The sequence below is a fragment of the Streptomyces sp. NPDC006711 genome (assembly GCF_042869775.1).
In the GTDB taxonomy this organism is placed as follows: Bacteria; Actinomycetota; Actinomycetes; order Streptomycetales; family Streptomycetaceae; genus Streptomyces.
The window spans coordinates 239,135-255,361 of sequence record NZ_JBIAGO010000005.1; the positions used below are offsets into that span (position 1 = coordinate 239,135).

The window sequence follows — 16,227 nt, forward strand, 5'->3', positions numbered from 1 at the left end:
ATGTCGAAGCTCGGCACTCTCGGCGCCAGGCTGTACCGCGGTGAGGTCGGTTACGACTTCGTCGGCAAGCGGAAGATCTGGTACGGCATCTCGATCCTGATCACCATCACGGCCATCGTGGGCCTGGCGGTGCGGGGTCTGACGATGGGCATCGAGTTCGAGGGCGGGGCGGTCTTCACCACCCCGAAGACCTCCCTGTCGGCCTCACAGGCGGAGAAGTACGCCGAAGCCGCGTCGGGCCACGACGCGATCGCCCAGAAGCTCGGCGACAACACCATCCGCATCACCATCGGCGGCGTCGACACCGCGAAGTCCGACCAGATCAAGCAGGACCTGGCCAAGAACCTCAAGGTCGATGCGAACAACATCAACGCCGACCTGGTGGGCCCCAGTTGGGGCCAGACGATCGCCAACAAGGCCTGGACGGGCCTGATCATCTTCATGGTCCTCGTCGTGCTCTACCTGGCGATCGCCTTCGAGTGGCGGATGGCGCTCGCGGCCCTGGTCGCCCTGATCCACGACCTCACGATCACGGTCGGCATCTACGCCCTGGTCGGTTTCGAGGTCACCCCGGGCACCGTGATCGGTCTGCTCACGATCCTCGGTTACTCCCTCTACGACACCGTCGTCGTCTTCGACGGACTCAAGGAGGGCCAGAAGGGGATCACCAAGCAGACCCGGGTCACCTACAGCGAGATGGCGAACAAGAGCCTCAACGGCACCCTGGTCCGTTCCATCAACACCACGGTCGTGGCGCTGCTCCCGGTGGCGGGCCTGCTGTTCATCGGTGGCGGCGTCCTCGGCGCCGGCATGCTGAACGACATCTCGCTCTCGCTGTTCGTCGGTCTCGCCGCCGGCGCGTACTCCTCGATCTTCATCGCCACTCCGCTGGTCGCCGACCTGAAGGAGACCATGCCGGAGATGAAGGCGCTCAAGAAGCGGGTGCTCGCCAAGCGCGCGGCGGCCGCCGCCAAGGGCGAGCCGGACGAGGGAGCGCGGGACGAGAGCGCCTACGCGCAGGACGGCGCGGACGCTGAGGACGATGACACCGACGCGGCGCAGACCGCGGGCGCGGTCGTCGGCCAGCGCCGTCAGCCCAGCCGCAACAACCGGGGGAAGCGCCGATGACCAGCGTCTCCACCGAAACCGTCGGGCTGCTGCTCAGCCGCATCCGTGACGTGCCGGACTATCCGAAGCCGGGTGTGATGTTCAAGGACATCACCCCGCTGCTCGCGGACCCGGAGGCGTTCACGGCCCTCACCGACACCCTCGCCGCACTGTGCGTCCAGCACGGCGCGACGAAGATCGTCGGACTTGAGGCGCGCGGCTTCATCCTGGCGGCGCCCGTCGCCGTCCGCGCCGGGGTCGGTTTCATCCCCGTACGCAAGGCGGGCAAGCTGCCAGGGGCCACGCTCAAGCAGGCCTACGAGCTGGAGTACGGCACCGCGGAGATCGAGGTGCACGCCGAGGACCTGAGCGCGGGCGACCGTGTCCTGGTCATCGACGACGTGCTGGCCACCGGAGGCACCGCGGAGGCGTCCCTCGATCTGATCCGCCGCGCCGGGGCCGAGGTCGCAGGCGTCGCGGTCCTGATGGAGCTCGGCTTCCTCGGCGGCCGTGAGCGCCTGAGCGCCGCCCTGGCGGGCGCCCCGCTCGACGCCCTGATCACCATCTGAGCCGGTCGCACAGACCGCCGAAGGCGGGCCCGGAGGAATCCGGCGCCCGCCTTCGGCGTTGGTCGGGGCAGAGCGCTCGCACCCGGCCGGGGGCGAGCGCGGGGCCCTGGCTCGATACCATGTACTTCCGGGCCTGACCGGGGGACCCGGACCCTCCCCCAGACACCGTCCGGGGGGACCCCAGAGGAGCGCTCTTGCCAGACGAGGCCCAGCCACTCTCCGCCGCGCAGCCCGACGAGCCCGACCACACGGCCGAAGAGCCCGCGGCGGCCCCGGCCGCGCCCTCCGAGCCCGCGGCCGAGGCCGAGCCCGCCGCGCCCGGAAAGGCCGAGAGCCCGGCCCCGCCGGCCAAGGCTCCCGCGCCCGTCGCGAAGCCGGTCGTGCCGGCCGGCGCGGTGTCGCGCTCCGGCGGCTCCTCCAACCGGGTCCGCGCCCGCCTCGCCCGCCTGGGTGTGCAGCGCTCGTCCGCGTACAACCCGGTGCTCGAACCGCTGCTGCGGATAGTGCGCGGCAACGACCCCAAGATCGAGACGGCCACGCTGCGCCAGGTCGAGAAGGCCTACCAGGTCGCCGAGCGCTGGCACCGGGGACAGAAGCGCAAGAGCGGCGACCCGTACATCACCCACCCCCTCGCGGTGACCACGATCCTCGCCGAGCTCGGCATGGATCCGGCCACCTTGATGGCGGGCCTGCTGCACGACACCGTCGAGGACACCGAGTACGGCCTGGACACCCTGCGGCGCGACTTCGGCGACCAGGTGGCCCTGCTCGTCGACGGCGTCACCAAGCTCGACCGGGTGCAGTTCGGCGACGCCGCGCAGGCCGAGACCGTACGCAAAATGGTCGTGGCGATGGCCAAGGACCCCCGCGTCCTGGTCATCAAGCTCGCCGACCGCCTGCACAACATGCGCACCATGCGCTACCTCAAGCGTGAGAAGCAGGAGAAGAAGGCGCGCGAGACCCTGGAGATCTACGCGCCGCTCGCCCACCGCCTGGGCATGAACACCATCAAGTGGGAGCTGGAGGACCTCTCCTTCGCGATCCTCTACCCCAAGATGTACGACGAGATCGTGCGGCTCGTCGCCGAGCGCGCGCCCAAGCGCGACGAGTATCTGGCCATAGTGACCGACGAGGTCCAGTCCGACCTGCGCGCGGCCCGCATCAAGGCGACCGTCACCGGCCGCCCCAAGCACTACTACAGCGTCTACCAGAAGATGATCGTCCGCGGCCGTGACTTCGCGGAGATCTACGACCTGGTGGGCATCCGCGTCCTGGTGGACACGGTCCGCGACTGCTACGCGGCGCTCGGCACGGTGCACGCGCGATGGAATCCGGTCCCCGGCCGGTTCAAGGACTACATCGCGATGCCCAAGTTCAACATGTACCAGTCGCTGCACACGACGGTGATCGGCCCCAACGGCAAGCCTGTCGAGCTCCAGATCCGCACGTTCGACATGCACCGCCGCGCCGAGTACGGCATCGCCGCGCACTGGAAGTACAAGCAAGAGGCGGTCGCCGGCGCGTCCAAGGTGCGCACCGACGTGCCGCGCAAGACCGGCAAGGACGACCATCTCAACGACATGGCGTGGCTGCGCCAGCTCCTGGACTGGCAGAAGGAGACCGAGGACCCCAGCGAGTTCCTTGAGTCGCTGCGCTTCGACCTGTCGCGCAACGAGGTCTTCGTCTTCACGCCCAAGGGCGACGTCATCGCGCTCCCGGCCGGCTCGACACCCGTCGACTTCTCCTACGCGGTGCACACCGAGGTCGGTCACCGCACCATAGGCGCGCGGGTCAACGGCCGGCTCGTACCGCTCGAATCGACCCTGGACAACGGCGACCTGGTGGAGGTCTTCACCTCCAAGGCGGCCGGCGCGGGGCCCTCGCGGGACTGGCTCGGCTTCGTCAAGTCGCCGCGCGCCCGCAACAAGATCCGGGCCTGGTTCTCCAAGGAGCGCCGCGAAGAGGCGATCGAGCAGGGCAAGGACGCGATCGCGCGTGCCATGCGCAAGCAGAACCTGCCGATCCAGCGGATCCTGACCGGTGACTCGCTGGTCACCCTCGCCCACGAGATGCGCTACCCCGACATCTCCTCGCTGTACGCGGCGATCGGGGAGGGCCATGTCGCGGCCCAGGGCGTCGTGCAGAAGCTGGTGCAGGCGCTCGGCGGCGAGGAGGCCGCCAACGAGGACATCGCCGAGTCGGCGCCGCCCTCGCGGGGCCGCAGCAAGCGCCGCAAGAACGCCGACCCGGGCGTGGTCGTCAAGGGCGTCGACGACGTGTGGGTCAAGCTCGCGCGCTGCTGTACGCCCGTTCCCGGCGACCCCATCATCGGCTTCGTCACGCGGGGCAGCGGCGTCTCGGTGCACCGGGCGGACTGTGTGAACGTGGACTCGCTGTCCCAGCAGCCCGAGCGGATCCTGGAGGTGGAGTGGGCGCCGACGCAGTCCTCGGTCTTCCTGGTCGCCATCCAGGTCGAGGCGCTTGACCGCTCGCGGCTGCTGTCCGACGTCACGCGGGTCCTGTCCGACCAGCACGTCAACATCCTCTCGGCGGCGGTGCAGACGTCTCGCGACCGGGTCGCGACGTCACGGTTCACCTTCGAGATGGGGGATCCCAAGCACCTGGGGCACGTGCTCAAGGCGGTTCGGGGTGTGGAGGGTGTGTACGACGTGTACCGGGTCACGTCGGCGCGCCGCCCCTAGCCTGCGGCGCGCTGGAAACCTCCCCGGGTTCCGCCCGGGCCGGGTCTCCCAGCCCCTACCCCGTGCGGCCCGCTTCCAGGTGCGGGTCGTGCTGGGCTGGCCACGCAGTTCCCCGCGCCCCTGAGCACCTGGTGCTGGCCCGCGCGGGGGCTTCAGCTTGGCCTGCGCAGTTCCCCGCGCCCCTGGGCACTTGGTGCTGGCCCGCTCGGGGGCTTCAGCCTGCGCAGTTCCCCGCGCCCCTGACCACCTGGCGCTGGCCCGCACGGGGGTTTCAGCTCGGCCTGCGCGGTTCCCCGCGCCCCTGAGCACCTGGTGCTGGCCCGCACGGGCAACCTCAGCCCGTCCGGCGTTTGAGGACGAGGCCGTTCAGGCCGAACGGGGTCTGGGGCGGAGCCCCAGGGGGTTTTGCTTTCACCCCCGGAGGGTTTAGGGGAGGGGCGGGGAGGGGCAACCCGGGGTCTGGGGCGGAGGCCCAGGGGCCTCGGCAGCGGGCCGTGCGTGGCTGGGCGCGCAGTTCCCCGCGCCCCTGGCAGGGGCGGTGTCGGCCCGCGTGGGCCTGGTCGGCCTGGGGGGTGAGTCGGGGCTGGGCCCCCACTCGTGTGCGGGCCGTGGCGCGGCTCCCCGCGCCCCTCCCCGGGGCCGGGTGCATGGGGAGGCCCCCGGAACCCTAGAGTTCCGGGGGCCTCGCCGCCGGGATGCGGCGGGCGGCTCAGCCGCCGAATTCCTCCAGGCCCTTCAGGGCCTGGTCGAGGAGGGCCTGGCGGCCCTCCAACTCACGGGCCAACTTGTCCGCCTTGGCATCGTTGCCGGCCGAACGCGCCGCGTCGATCTGCCGGTGCAGCTTGTCGACGGCATCCTGGAGCTGACCCGTGAGCCCGGCCGCACGGGCCCGCGCCTCCGGATTCGTACGGCGCCACTCGGCCTCCTCGGCCTCCTGGATCGCCCGCTCCACGGCGTGCATCCGCCCCTCGACCTTGGGCCGCGCGTCCCGCGGCACGTGACCGATGGCCTCCCACCGCTCGTTGACCGAGCGGAACGCGGCCCGCGCCGCCTTCAGATCGGTCACCGGGAGGATCTTCTCGGCCTCGACGGCCAGCTCCTCCTTGAGCTTCAGGTTCTCGCTCTGCTCGGCGTCGCGCTCGGCGAAGACCTCACTGCGCGCCGCGAAGAAGACGTCCTGGGCGCCGCGGAAGCGGTTCCACAGCTCGTCCTCCGCCTCGCGCTGCGCACGCCCCGCGGCCTTCCACTCCGCCATCAGATCGCGGTAACGCGCGGCGGTCGGCGCCCAGTCCGTCGACCCGGACAGCGCCTCCGCCTCGACGACCAGCTTCTCCTTGACCTTGCGGGCGTCCTCACGCTGCGCGTCGAGCGACGCGAAGTGCGCCTTGCGGCGCTTGGAGAACGCCGAGCGGGCGTGCGAGAAGCGGTGCCACAGCTCGTCGTCGGACTTGCGGTCCAGGCGCGGCAGCCCCTTCCACGTGTCCACCAGGGCTCGCAGCCGCTCGCCCGCCGAGCGCCACTGCTCGCTCTGCGCCAGCTCCTCCGCCTCGGCGACCAGCGCCTCCTTGGCGTGCTTGGCCTCGTCGGTCTGCTTGGCCTTCTGGACCTTGCGCTCCTCGCGACGCGACTCGACGGTCTTCACGAGCTGGTCGAGGCGCCCCCGCAACGCGTCGAGGTCACCGACCGCGTGGTGCTCGTCCACCTGCGCGCGCAGATGGTCGATCGCGGCCCCGGCGTCCTTCGCCGACAGGTCGGTGGTTTTCACCCGTCGTTCGAGGAGGCCGATCTCGACGACCAGGCCCTCGTACTTGCGCTCGAAGTAGGCCAGGGCCTCCTCCGGGGAGCCCGCCTGCCACGATCCGACGACGACTTCGCCCTCGGCTGTACGCACATACACGGTGCCCGTCTCATCGACGCGGCCCCACGGGTCGCTGCTCACAGCGCCTCCTCCACATGATGCCTGCGCGGGGGGTCCTCCCCCCGGGGCATCGTCCACAGTTTCCCGGCGGGCCTCGCCCGCCCTCCACGGCGCGGTTCACGAGCCCGCGCCGCACAACGCCAATCTAGGCGACCGGCCGCCCGGCTGTCCGCACTCAGCGCGGCCGAATTCAGCGGTTCACGCTCGGTGCCGGGCGCCGGGCGCCGACCGGAGTCACTGCTTGGTGACGGTGGCCTTCTCGATGGTGACGGCCTTCTTCGGCGCCCCGTCGCCCGCGCCACCCTCGACGCCCTCCTTGGCGACGTCCTGGACGGCCTTCAGACCGGCGGCGTCGATCGTGCCGAACGGCGTGTAGGTGGGCGGCAGTTTGCTGTCCTTGTACACCAGGAAGAACTGGCTGCCGCCGGTGTGCGCCTGGCCGGTATTGGCCATGGCGACGGTGCCCGCCGGATACGTCACGGTGCCGTCCGCGCCCGCCTTGCCGAGGCCGGTCAGGTTCTCGTCGGGGATCGTGTAGCCGGGACCGCCCGAGCCGGTGCCCTGGGGGTCGCCGCACTGGAGCACATAGATGCCCTGCGTGGTCAGACGGTGGCACTTGGTGTTGTTGAAGAAGCCCTTGTCGGCGAGGTACTTGAACGAGTTCACCGTGTGCGGGGTCTTCGCGGCGTCCATGGCGAACGTGATGTCACCGGCGTTCGTCTTGAGCGCCATGTCGTACTTCGCCTTGGCGTCGACGGCCATCTTCGGCTCGGCCGAGGAACTTGCGGAGGGCGAGGGGCTGCTCGACGGGGACGCGGCGTCGCTCTTCTTGTCGCCGTCGCCGGAGAACACACCCGTCGCGTAGGCGGCGCCGCCCGCGGCGACGATCACCGCGAGGGTGGCCGCGATGACGGTGTTGCGGCGCCTGGCCCTGCGCCGGGCTGCCTCCCGGCGCTGCTGCTGCCGCTCGAACTTCTCGCGCGCGAGCTGGCGCCGACGCTGTTCGCTGCTGACCACCGGTCGTCTCCTTGTGCGGTCTCATGAGGTTGCGGGTACGTGCGTACGAGCTGACTGTGCCCCGTACCGTATATGGGTTCGCTGTGATCGGAGCAGCGCCGGTAGGCTCTGAACAGCCGTAATCACCCGCCGCGCAAGAAATCGAGGACGATCGTGCTGATTGCCGGGTTCCCCGCCGGGGCCTGGGGGACCAACTGCTATCTGGTCGCCCCCGCCGCAGGCGAGGAATGCGTGATCATCGACCCCGGCCACCAGGCCGCCCAGGGCGTCGAGGAAACGCTGAGGAAGCATCGGCTCAAGCCCGTCGCCGTCGTCCTCACCCACGGCCACATCGACCACTGTGCCTCGGTCGTCCCGGTCTGCGGAGCCCACGACGTACCCGCCTGGATCCATCCCCAGGACCGCTACATGATGAGCGACCCGGAGAAGGCGCTCGGCCGCGCCTTCGGCGCCCAGCTCCTGGGCGAGCTGACGGTGGGGGAGCCCGACGACGTCAAGGAGCTCACCGACGGCGCCAAGCTGGCGCTCGCGGGCATGGAGCTCACCGTGTCGCACGCGCCCGGCCATACCAAGGGGTCGGTGACGTTCGGGCTGCCCGAGGCGGAGGACATCCCTCCGATCCTGTTCTCGGGCGACCTGCTCTTCGCCGGCTCCGTCGGACGCACCGACCTGCCCGGCGGCAGCCACGGGGAACTGCTCGAGTCGCTGGGCCGCGTGTGCCTGCCGCTCGACGACTCCACCGTGGTGCTGTCCGGCCACGGCTCCCAGACGACCATCGGCCAGGAGCGCGCCACCAATCCGTATCTGCGGCAGGTGGCCGCCGGCCAGGGAGAGGGCATCGCCTCTCCCCGACGAGGAATGTGACGAGAAGTCTTCCCATGAGTACCTTCCAGGCCCCCAAGGGCACCTACGACCTGCTCCCGCCGGACTCCGCGACGTTCCTCGCGGTCCGCGAGGCGATCGCCGCGCCCCTGCGCGGTTCCGGCTACGGCTACATCGAGACGCCCGGCTTCGAGAACGTCGAGCTGTTCGCGCGCGGGGTCGGCGAGTCCACCGACATCGTCACCAAGGAGATGTACGCCTTCGAGACCAAGGGCGGCGACCGGCTCGCGCTGCGCCCCGAGGGCACCGCCTCCGTGCTGCGCGCGGCCCTCGAGGCCAACCTGCACAAGGCGGGCAACCTGCCCGTCAAGCTCTGGTACTCCGGCTCGTACTACCGCTACGAGCGCCCCCAGAAGGGCCGTTACCGCCACTTCTCGCAGGTCGGCGCCGAGGCGATCGGCGCCGAGGACCCGGCGATCGACGCCGAGCTGATCATCCTGGCGAACGACGCGTACCGCTCGCTCGGCCTGCGGAACTTCCGCATCCTGCTGAACTCGCTCGGCGACAAGGAGTGCCGTCCGGTCTACCGGGAGGCCCTTCAGTCCTTCCTGCGCGGCCTCGACCTCGACGCGGAGACGGTCCGCCGCGCCGAGATCAACCCGCTGCGGGTCCTCGACGACAAGCGCCCCGATGTGCGGAAGCAGCTCGTGGGCGCGCCGGTGCTGCGCGACTACCTGTGCGACGCGTGCAAGGCGTACCACGAGGAGGTGCGCGTCCTGATCACGGCGGCGGGCGTCGCCTTCGAGGACGACGAGAAGCTGGTGCGCGGCCTGGACTACTACACGCGCACGACCTTCGAGTTCGTCCACGACGGCCTCGGCTCGCAGTCCGCGGTCGGCGGCGGCGGCCGCTACGACGGGCTCTCGGAGATGATCGGCGGCCCCGCGCTGCCGTCGGTGGGCTGGGCGCTCGGCGTGGACCGTACGGTCCTGGCCCTCGAAGCCGAGGGCGTGACCCTCGAACTCCCCTCCACCACCAGCGTGTTCGCGGTCCCGCTGGGCGAGGAGGCGCGGCGCGTGCTGTTCGCCAAGGTGACCGAGCTGCGCCGAGCCGGCATCTCGGCCGACTTCAGCTTCGGCGGCAAGGGTCTGAAGGGCGCCATGAAGAACGCCAACCGCTCCGGCGCCCGCTTCGCGCTGGTCGCGGGTGAGCGCGACCTCGCGGAGGGCATGGTGCAGCTGAAGGACATGGAGTCCGGCGAGCAGACGCCGGTGGGCCTGGACGACGTCCTGAGCACCCTTCAGGAGCGGCTGGCCTGAGACGGGACGGAGCCGGGGGAGCCGCCTGTCACAAGGCGCCCCCCCGCGCCCGGCCCCGGAGCGGCTTCCTTATCCGCATCGAACGGTGAACAGTGCGCCCCGTGCGGCAGAATGAGGCGGCGGCAGCACAGGACAACGATGACGGGATGACGGACCGGCGCTATGACGACACCACTTGACGACGTCTCCTCCGACTCCGGCAACCGGGAGGTGAGCAGCGAGGGGACGATCGGCGCCGGCCGCGCCTTCGCCTGGCTGCTCGTGATCACCGGCGCCGCCGGTGTACTGGCGGCCTGGGTCATCACGCTCGACAAGTTCAAGCTGCTGGAGAACCCGAACTTCGTACCGGGGTGCAGCCTCAACCCGGTCGTCTCCTGCGGCAACATCATGAAGAGCGACCAGGCGGCGGCCTTCGGGTTCCCGAACCCGATGCTGGGCCTGGTCACCTACGGCATCGTCGTCTGCGTCGGCATGAGCATCCTGGCGGGCGGCCGCTTCCGCCGCTGGTACTGGCTGACCTTCAACGCCGGCACTCTCTTCGGTGTCTGCTTCGTCAGCTGGCTCCAGTTCGAGTCGCTGTACCGCATCAACTCGCTCTGCCTGTGGTGCTGCCTGGCCTGGGTCGCCACGATCCTGATGTTCTGGTACGTCACCTCCTTCAACCTGCGCAAGGGCCTGCTGCCCGCGCCGCGCTGGATGAAGAACTTCCTGTCCGAGTTCACCTGGGTGCTTACGGTGCTGCACATCGGGATCATCGGCATGCTGATCCTGACGCGCTGGTGGGACTTCTGGACCAGCTGACCGGCGTCGCCGCTGGTCGGCGGCGTTGTCAGTGGCGTGCCCTAGGCTCGTTGACGTGGAACCCGATCTCTTCACCGCAGCCGCAGAGGACCGCCAGGAGAAAGACCCGGCGGGCAGCCCTCTTGCCGTACGGATGCGCCCGCGCGTCCTGGACGAGGTGGTCGGCCAGCAGCACCTCCTGAAGCAGGGCTCGCCGCTGCGGCGCCTGGTCGGTGAGGGCGCGGGCGGCCCCGCCGGGCCGTCCTCGGTGATCCTTTGGGGCCCGCCGGGCACGGGCAAGACGACGCTGGCGTACGTGGTGTCCAAGGCCACCAACAAGCGGTTCGTCGAGCTCTCGGCGATCACCGCCGGGGTCAAGGAGGTCCGCGCGGTCATCGACGGCGCGCGCCGCGCCATCGGCGGCTTCGGCAAGGAGACCGTCCTCTTCCTCGACGAGATCCACCGCTTCTCCAAGGCCCAGCAGGACTCCCTGCTCCCCGCCGTCGAGAACCGCTGGGTCACCCTGATCGCGGCGACGACAGAGAACCCGTACTTCTCGGTGATCTCCCCCCTGCTCTCGCGCTCCCTGCTGCTCACGCTCGAACCGCTCACCGACGACGACCTGCGGGCCCTGGTGCGGCGGGCGCTGGTGGAGGAGCGGGGTCTGGGCTCCGCGGTCACGCTGCCGGCGGACGCGGAGGCGCATCTGCTGCGCATCGCGGGCGGTGACGCGCGCCGGGCGCTGACCGCGCTCGAGGCGGCGGCCGGGTCGGCGCTGGCCAAGTCGGAGCAGGAGATCACGCTCCAGACGGTGGAGGAGACCGTCGACCGGGCTGCGGTGAAGTACGACAAGGGCGGCGACCAGCACTACGACGTGGCGAGCGCCCTGATCAAGTCGATCCGTGGCTCCGACGTGGACGCGGCGCTGCACTATCTGGCCCGGATGATCGAGGCGGGCGAGGACCCCCGCTTCATCGCCCGGCGTCTGATCATCTCCGCGAGCGAGGACATCGGCCTGGCCGATCCGACCGCGCTGCCCACGGCCGTCGCGGCGGCCCAGGCCGTGGCCCTCATCGGCTTCCCGGAAGCGGCCCTGACCCTGAGCCACGCCACGATCGCGCTGGCACTGGCCCCGAAGTCCAACTCCGCGACGACGGCGATCGCCGCCGCGATGGAAGACGTGCGCAAGGGCCTGGCGGGCCCGGTCCCGCCGCATCTGCGGGACGGCCACTACAAGGGTGCGGCCAAGCTGGGGCACGCCCAGGGCTATGTCTATCCGCACGACGTGCCGGGCGCGATCGCCCCCCAGCAGTACGCACCGGACGCGGTGGCCGACCGGCGCTACTACGAGCCGACGCGGTACGGAGCGGAGGCGCGGTACGCGGATGTGGTGGAGAAGGTGCGCGAGCGCCTCCGGCGGGGCGAGGACTGACGCCCTCGACGGGGCGCGGGGTGCCCGGCCGGGCGGGCCGCGATGTCGGTCCGGATCGCCACGCCGGGGCGCGCCCCGTGTTCCGGGTGCGGGCCGTCGGTGGCTGGGCGCGCAGTTCCTCGCGCCCCTTGGCGGGTGTGGAAGCCCTCGCGCCTCGCGGCGGCGGCTAGCGGGCCGCGGCCTCGAAGAGCCGGTGCATCGCGCGGCGCAGGTCCGTGATGTCGGCCACCGGCTCGGGGAAGTCGAAGCGGGCGTCGAAGGTGTGGCCGTCGTCCAGGGCGAACCGCACCCGCAGACCGAAGCGGTCCAGGGCCAGCGGCGTGGCCCCTGTCACGCCTTCGCGTCCCACGAGCGAGCACAGCAGGTCCATCTGCTCGCCGTGGGCCGAGGCCAGGTGCTGGAGGATTTCGGTCTCGTGGCGCAGCAGGGGATCGGGGGCGGCCCGCGCGAAGTCCTCGGGGTCCACCGGTCCTGCGCCCCACAGATCGTCCACGCAGGCCTCGCCCACGTCCAGGCGCAGCGTCATGCGCCCGGGCCCGGCCTGGCCCGGCACCGGGGTCAGCCGGCCGGAGACCCAGGCCCGTCCCCGGATCCGGCGGGGGACGGAGACCGGAGCCACATCCGTGATCTCCAGCACCGCCCGGACCTCGCCGTCCTCGGAACGGGTCGCGGCCCGTACGGCCGGGGAATCGGCGGGGAAGTCGAGGAAGACATCGCCGTCGGGCCCCACGGTGCGGAGGTCGGCGACGAGCTGGTCGGGCCGGGCCGCCGGGAGGCCCGGTACGAGGAGCACCGCCGAGCAGGTACTATGTACGAGAGTTCGTGTGCGCTCGGCTGCTGACGGCATCCGCGCGATTTCAAGTCCGCTGGGACGCGGCTGACCACGATCTGATCGGACCTCCGTCACGTGCCCGGCCCCATGCTTCGACTGGGGGCCGGAGGAGTCGACCTCTCCCGAGGGAGCAGGGTCGGCCTTCTTCGTGCTGTCCGTGATGTGACTGGTGTTCCCCGGACGCGACATGCGATCTCCTTGAGTAAGGTGAGCCTAACCTAACCCAACCATGGAGGTTTGGAGAACGTGCCTAACCAGTCGCGTCCCAAGGTCAAGAAGTCCCGTGCGCTCGGCATCGCGCTGACGCCGAAGGCCGTCAAGTACTTCGAGGCCCGCCCCTACCCGCCGGGCGAGCACGGCCGTGGCCGCAAGCAGAACTCGGACTACAAGGTCCGTCTGCTCGAGAAGCAGCGTCTGCGCGCCCAGTACGACATCAGCGAGCGCCAGATGGCGCGTGCCTACGACCGCGCCAAGAAGGCCGAGGGCAAGACGGGCGAGGCGCTGGTCGTCGAGCTCGAGCGCCGCCTCGACGCGCTGGTCCTGCGTTCGGGCATCGCCCGCACGATCTACCAGGCCCGCCAGATGGTCGTGCACGGTCACATCCAGGTCAACGGTGGCAAGGTCGACAAGCCGTCGTTCCGCGTCCGTCCCGACGACGTCGTGACGGTCCGCGAGCGCAGCCGCGAGAAGGTCCCCTTCCAGGTCGCCCGCGAGGGTGGCTACGCCGGCGAGGGCGAGACCCCGCGCTACCTCCAGGTGAACCTGAAGGCCCTGGCCTTCCGCCTGGACCGCGACCCGAACCGCAAGGAAATCCCGGTCATCTGCGACGAGCAGCTCGTCGTCGAGTACTACGCCCGCTGATCACGGCGTAGCACCGGAGCCTCAGCGCTTCAGCCCGCCGTCCCCCCGCTCCGCACGGAGCGGGAGGCGGCGGGCTTCCGCTTGTCCGGACCCCGTGCGCCCGGGCCCCTCATGTCCCGACCCGTCGTGTCCGGACCCCTCGTGCGGCTGGTCGTCGCCGGCCTGCCCCGCGCGCGCCGCCCGCGCCTCGCGTGCCGGCGCCAACTCCCGTACTCCGCCCGTCCCTCGGCCGTGTCCCAGCGCCCGCTCGACGGCCGCGTCCGCGTCGATCCGGGCGCCCCGGCGGCGGTGCTCCTCATACCGCGCGTCGCCCAGCAGCTCCCGGGTCCGCTCCTCGCAGCGGACGTGCGCGGCGTAGAAGTACGCCGAACCGAACAGGGGCAGCCCCACCGAGGGCCAGATCCGCTCGGCGGCCCCCTGGAGCACGGCCGCCTCCACCGGATCCCCGGCGTCCACCGCCACCAGCGCCAGCATCTCCAGGGTGAGCACCGTGCCCACCAGGTCGTGGAAGGCGTGGTGGACGGCGAGCGTTTCGCGCAGCAGCGCCCGTGCGCGGTCGCCGTCGCCGCGGCACCAGGCCGCGTACGCCAGGACGTACACCGCGTAGGCGCGGGCCCAGCGTTCGCCGTGGTCGTCGCAGATCGCCACCGTCCGTTCGCACATCGCCACGGCCTCGTCGAGACGGCCGCGGAAACCCACCGCCATCGCCAGCTCCACCTGCCCCATCAGCACATTGCTGTTGAGCTCGCCGACCTCCTCGTACCCGGCGAGCGCGGCCCCCAGCAGTTCCTCGGCGCGCGGCATGTCGTCGGTGACCAGGGCCAGACACCCCGAGCGGTGCACGGCGTACGCCGCCGCGACCCGGTCGCCCCGCGCCTCGGCCTCCTCGCGGCACTCCTGGAGCGCGGCGATCGCCGCCACCGCGTCCCCCTGGAGCACGGCCGCATAGCCAAGGACCCACAGCGCCTTCAGGCGTGAACTGCCGTGCTCGGCCGAGGCGTCGAGGACCTGGGCCAGCCAGTGCCGCCCCTCGGCGAGGCGCCCGCAGCCCACCCAGCAGAACCAGAGCGTGCCCGCCAGGTACTGGGCCAGGTGCGCGTCCTCGGGCGAGGCGAGCGAGAACTCCATCGCGGCCCGCAGATTGGGCAGTTCGCCCTCGATCCGCGTCGCGACCTCGCCCTGGCGCGGGCTGAACCAGTCCAGCTCGCACCAGGTGGCGAGCCCGAGGAACCAGTCGCGGTGGCGCCGGCGCAGCCGCTCCGCGTCGCCCGTCTCGGCCAGCCACTGCGCGCCGTACTCCCGCACCGTGTCCAGGAGCCGGTAGCGGACGCCGCACGGGCCGTCCTCGCGCACCACGAGCGACTGATCGAGCAGCGCCCCGAGGACGTCAAGGACCTGCTCCTGGGGCAGACCCGAGCCGACACAGATGTACTCCACCGCCTCCAGGTCGAAGGTCCCGGCGAACACCGACAGCCGCGCCCACAGGAGCCGCTGGCCCGCCGTGCACAGCTCATGGCTCCAGCCGATGGTCGTGCGCAGGGTCTGGTGGCGGGGCAGCGCGCCCCGGCCGCCGCCGGTCAGCAGCCGGAACCGGTCGTCAAGGCGCTTCAGCAGCTGCTCCACCGAGAGCGTGCCGAGCCGCCCGGCCGCGAGCTCCAGGGCCAGCGGGATCCCGTCGAGGCGCCGGCACAGCTCGGCGGCCGCGGCCTGCTGCCCCTCGGCCGGCCGTTCCCCGGCACGGGCCGCGGCCGCGCGCTCGGTGAACAGCAGCAGCGCGTCCTCCTCGGACATCGGCGCCAGCGCGAACACCCGCTCGCCGTCGATCCTCAGCGGCAGCCGGCCGGCGGCGAGCACCCGAAGTCCGGGGCAGCCCCTGAGGAGTTCGCGTACGAGTTCGGCGCAGGCGTCCACGATCTGCTCGAACCCGTCGACCACCAGCAGGAGTTCGCACTCACCGAGGTGGTCGAGGAGCAGCCGGCGGGGAGCGCGCGCCGTGTGGTCGGTCAGGCCAAGGGCCTCGATGACCGCGTGGTCGAGCAGGGCGGGGTCGTTCAGGCACGACAGCTCGACCAGCCGCACGCCGTCGCAGTACCGTTCCTGCTCGGCCGTGGTGGCCGCGGCCCGCAGCGCGAGCCGGGACTTGCCGACGCCGCCGACGCCGGTCACGGTGACCATGCGCGCCTCGGTGAGCAGGCGGTCGAGGCGGGCCAGATCTCGGTCTCGCCCGACGAAACGGTTCAACTCTGCGGGCAGATGGGAGCGCATGGAACACGCAGCGTACTCAAGGGTATGCACTGCGTACAATCGGCTTGCGCGACTCCGCTTGTGACGGGCCGTGACGCGGTTCGGGAAGCGATGCCCGGCGCGATAGGCTCAGGGGGCTATATTTCGAGGTTTTCGAGTTCCGACGGGTTGCGGGGAGCGGTGCAAGTGTCCGGTGGTGAGGTGGCCGGGATCCTGGTGGCCGTCTTCTGGGCGATCCTGGTGTCCTTCCTCGCGGTCGTTCTCGTGAGGCTGGCCCAGACGCTCAAGGCGACGACCAGACTGGTCGCGGACGTGACCGACCAAGCGGTGCCCCTGCTCGCGGACGCCTCCACCGCGGTGCGTTCCGCGCAGACCCAGCTGGCCCGGGTCGACGCCATCGCCTCCGACGTCCAGGAGGTCACCTCCAACGCGTCCGCGCTCTCCACCACCGTCGCCTCCACCTTCGGCGGCCCGCTGGTGAAGGTGGCCGCCTTCGGATACGGGGTGCGCCGGGCGATCGGACGCAAGGGCGCCGCCGCCGAGGGACCCGCTCGGGAGAGCCGACGAACCGTGATCGTCGGGCGGACCGTGCCGTCCGCGCGGCGCACCAAGCGAAAGGGCTGA

The 16,227-nt window shown here is 71.2% G+C and carries 13 protein-coding genes; 9 read left to right on the plus strand and 4 right to left on the minus strand.

The window, feature by feature from the left end; translation table 11 throughout:
• The 3 genes from secF (at window position 1) to ACFYM2_RS13915 (ending at window position 4,378) form a co-directional block, all read left to right on the plus strand.
• On the plus strand, window positions 1-1,128 hold the full coding sequence (gene secF, locus ACFYM2_RS13905; RefSeq protein WP_358996531.1) for a protein translocase subunit SecF: 1,128 nt from the start codon (window positions 1-3) through the stop codon (window positions 1,126-1,128).
• A complete protein-coding gene (locus ACFYM2_RS13910; protein ID WP_350229335.1) occupies window positions 1,125-1,676 on the plus strand; it encodes an adenine phosphoribosyltransferase in 552 nt (183 codons plus the stop codon). The genes secF and ACFYM2_RS13910 overlap by 4 nt, the downstream gene beginning before the upstream one ends.
• Window positions 1,677-1,870: 194 nt before the next feature.
• Window positions 1,871-4,378, plus strand: coding sequence for a bifunctional (p)ppGpp synthetase/guanosine-3',5'-bis(diphosphate) 3'-pyrophosphohydrolase (locus tag ACFYM2_RS13915; RefSeq protein WP_358996534.1), 2,508 nt, complete (start codon window positions 1,871-1,873; stop codon window positions 4,376-4,378).
• 709 nt (window positions 4,379-5,087) lie between these two features.
• On the opposite strand, the gene ACFYM2_RS13920 is transcribed toward ACFYM2_RS13915, so the two are convergent.
• Entirely contained in the window at window positions 5,088-6,317 is a 1,230-nt protein-coding gene (locus ACFYM2_RS13920) for a DUF349 domain-containing protein (RefSeq protein ID WP_388836083.1), read from the minus strand.
• A 213-nt stretch (window positions 6,318-6,530) separates the two neighbouring features.
• Window positions 6,531-7,313 (minus strand): peptidylprolyl isomerase, encoded by a 783-nt coding sequence (locus ACFYM2_RS13925; RefSeq protein ID WP_358996539.1) that lies wholly within the window; start codon window positions 7,311-7,313, stop codon window positions 6,531-6,533.
• A 153-nt stretch (window positions 7,314-7,466) separates the two neighbouring features.
• Here ACFYM2_RS13925 and ACFYM2_RS13930 point away from each other — a divergent pair, with 153 nt between their 5' ends.
• The 4 genes from ACFYM2_RS13930 to ACFYM2_RS13945 all read left to right on the plus strand — a co-directional run bounded on the left by ACFYM2_RS13930 (window position 7,467) and on the right by ACFYM2_RS13945 (window position 11,666).
• Window positions 7,467-8,177: an MBL fold metallo-hydrolase gene (locus tag ACFYM2_RS13930; RefSeq protein ID WP_388460267.1), complete on the plus strand. Its 711-nt coding sequence runs from the start codon at window positions 7,467-7,469 to the stop codon at window positions 8,175-8,177.
• A 14-nt stretch (window positions 8,178-8,191) separates the two neighbouring features.
• Window positions 8,192-9,454, plus strand: a complete 1,263-nt coding sequence (gene hisS, locus ACFYM2_RS13935) for a histidine--tRNA ligase (protein WP_388836086.1) — start codon at window positions 8,192-8,194, stop codon at window positions 9,452-9,454.
• Window positions 9,455-9,616: 162 nt separating this feature from the next.
• Window positions 9,617-10,255, plus strand: coding sequence for a vitamin K epoxide reductase family protein (locus tag ACFYM2_RS13940; protein ID WP_388836089.1), 639 nt, complete (start codon window positions 9,617-9,619; stop codon window positions 10,253-10,255).
• Window positions 10,256-10,310: 55 nt separating this feature from the next.
• Entirely contained in the window at window positions 10,311-11,666 is a 1,356-nt protein-coding gene (locus ACFYM2_RS13945; RefSeq protein WP_350229328.1) for a replication-associated recombination protein A, read from the plus strand.
• A 166-nt stretch (window positions 11,667-11,832) separates the two neighbouring features.
• Here ACFYM2_RS13945 and ACFYM2_RS13950 read toward each other — a convergent pair whose 3' ends face one another.
• The gene (locus ACFYM2_RS13950; RefSeq protein WP_388836093.1) at window positions 11,833-12,513 is read right to left on the minus strand and encodes a DUF2470 domain-containing protein; all 681 of its coding nucleotides are present in this window, start codon (window positions 12,511-12,513) and stop codon (window positions 11,833-11,835) included.
• A gap of 231 nt (window positions 12,514-12,744) precedes the next feature.
• Here ACFYM2_RS13950 and rpsD point away from each other — a divergent pair, with 231 nt between their 5' ends.
• Window positions 12,745-13,359: a 30S ribosomal protein S4 gene (gene rpsD / locus ACFYM2_RS13955; protein WP_053723667.1), complete on the plus strand. Its 615-nt coding sequence runs from the start codon at window positions 12,745-12,747 to the stop codon at window positions 13,357-13,359.
• Window positions 13,360-13,380: 21 nt separating this feature from the next.
• On the opposite strand, the gene ACFYM2_RS13960 is transcribed toward rpsD, so the two are convergent.
• Window positions 13,381-15,624, minus strand: coding sequence for an ATP-binding protein (locus ACFYM2_RS13960; protein WP_388836096.1), 2,244 nt, complete (start codon window positions 15,622-15,624; stop codon window positions 13,381-13,383).
• Between the two features lie 165 nt (window positions 15,625-15,789).
• On the opposite strand from ACFYM2_RS13960, the gene ACFYM2_RS13965 reads away from it, so the two are divergent.
• The gene (locus tag ACFYM2_RS13965; protein WP_358996559.1) at window positions 15,790-16,227 is read left to right on the plus strand and encodes a DUF948 domain-containing protein; all 438 of its coding nucleotides are present in this window, start codon (window positions 15,790-15,792) and stop codon (window positions 16,225-16,227) included.

What these genes read in the sequence shown, in the direction of transcription:
- secF (WP_358996531.1), top strand. Translation starts at nt 1, where the DNA reads ATGTCGAAGCTCGGCACTCTCGGCGCCAGGCTGTACCGCGGTGAGGTC.
- ACFYM2_RS13910 (WP_350229335.1), top strand. Translation starts at nt 1,125, where the DNA reads ATGACCAGCGTCTCCACCGAAACCGTCGGGCTGCTGCTCAGCCGCATC.
- hisS (WP_388836086.1), top strand. Translation starts at nt 8,192, where the DNA reads ATGAGTACCTTCCAGGCCCCCAAGGGCACCTACGACCTGCTCCCGCCG.
- ACFYM2_RS13940 (WP_388836089.1), top strand. Translation starts at nt 9,617, where the DNA reads ATGACGACACCACTTGACGACGTCTCCTCCGACTCCGGCAACCGGGAG.
- ACFYM2_RS13950 (WP_388836093.1), bottom strand. Translation starts at nt 12,513, where the DNA reads ATGCCGTCAGCAGCCGAGCGCACACGAACTCTCGTACATAGTACCTGC.
- ACFYM2_RS13960 (WP_388836096.1), bottom strand. Translation starts at nt 15,624, where the DNA reads ATGCGCTCCCATCTGCCCGCAGAGTTGAACCGTTTCGTCGGGCGAGAC.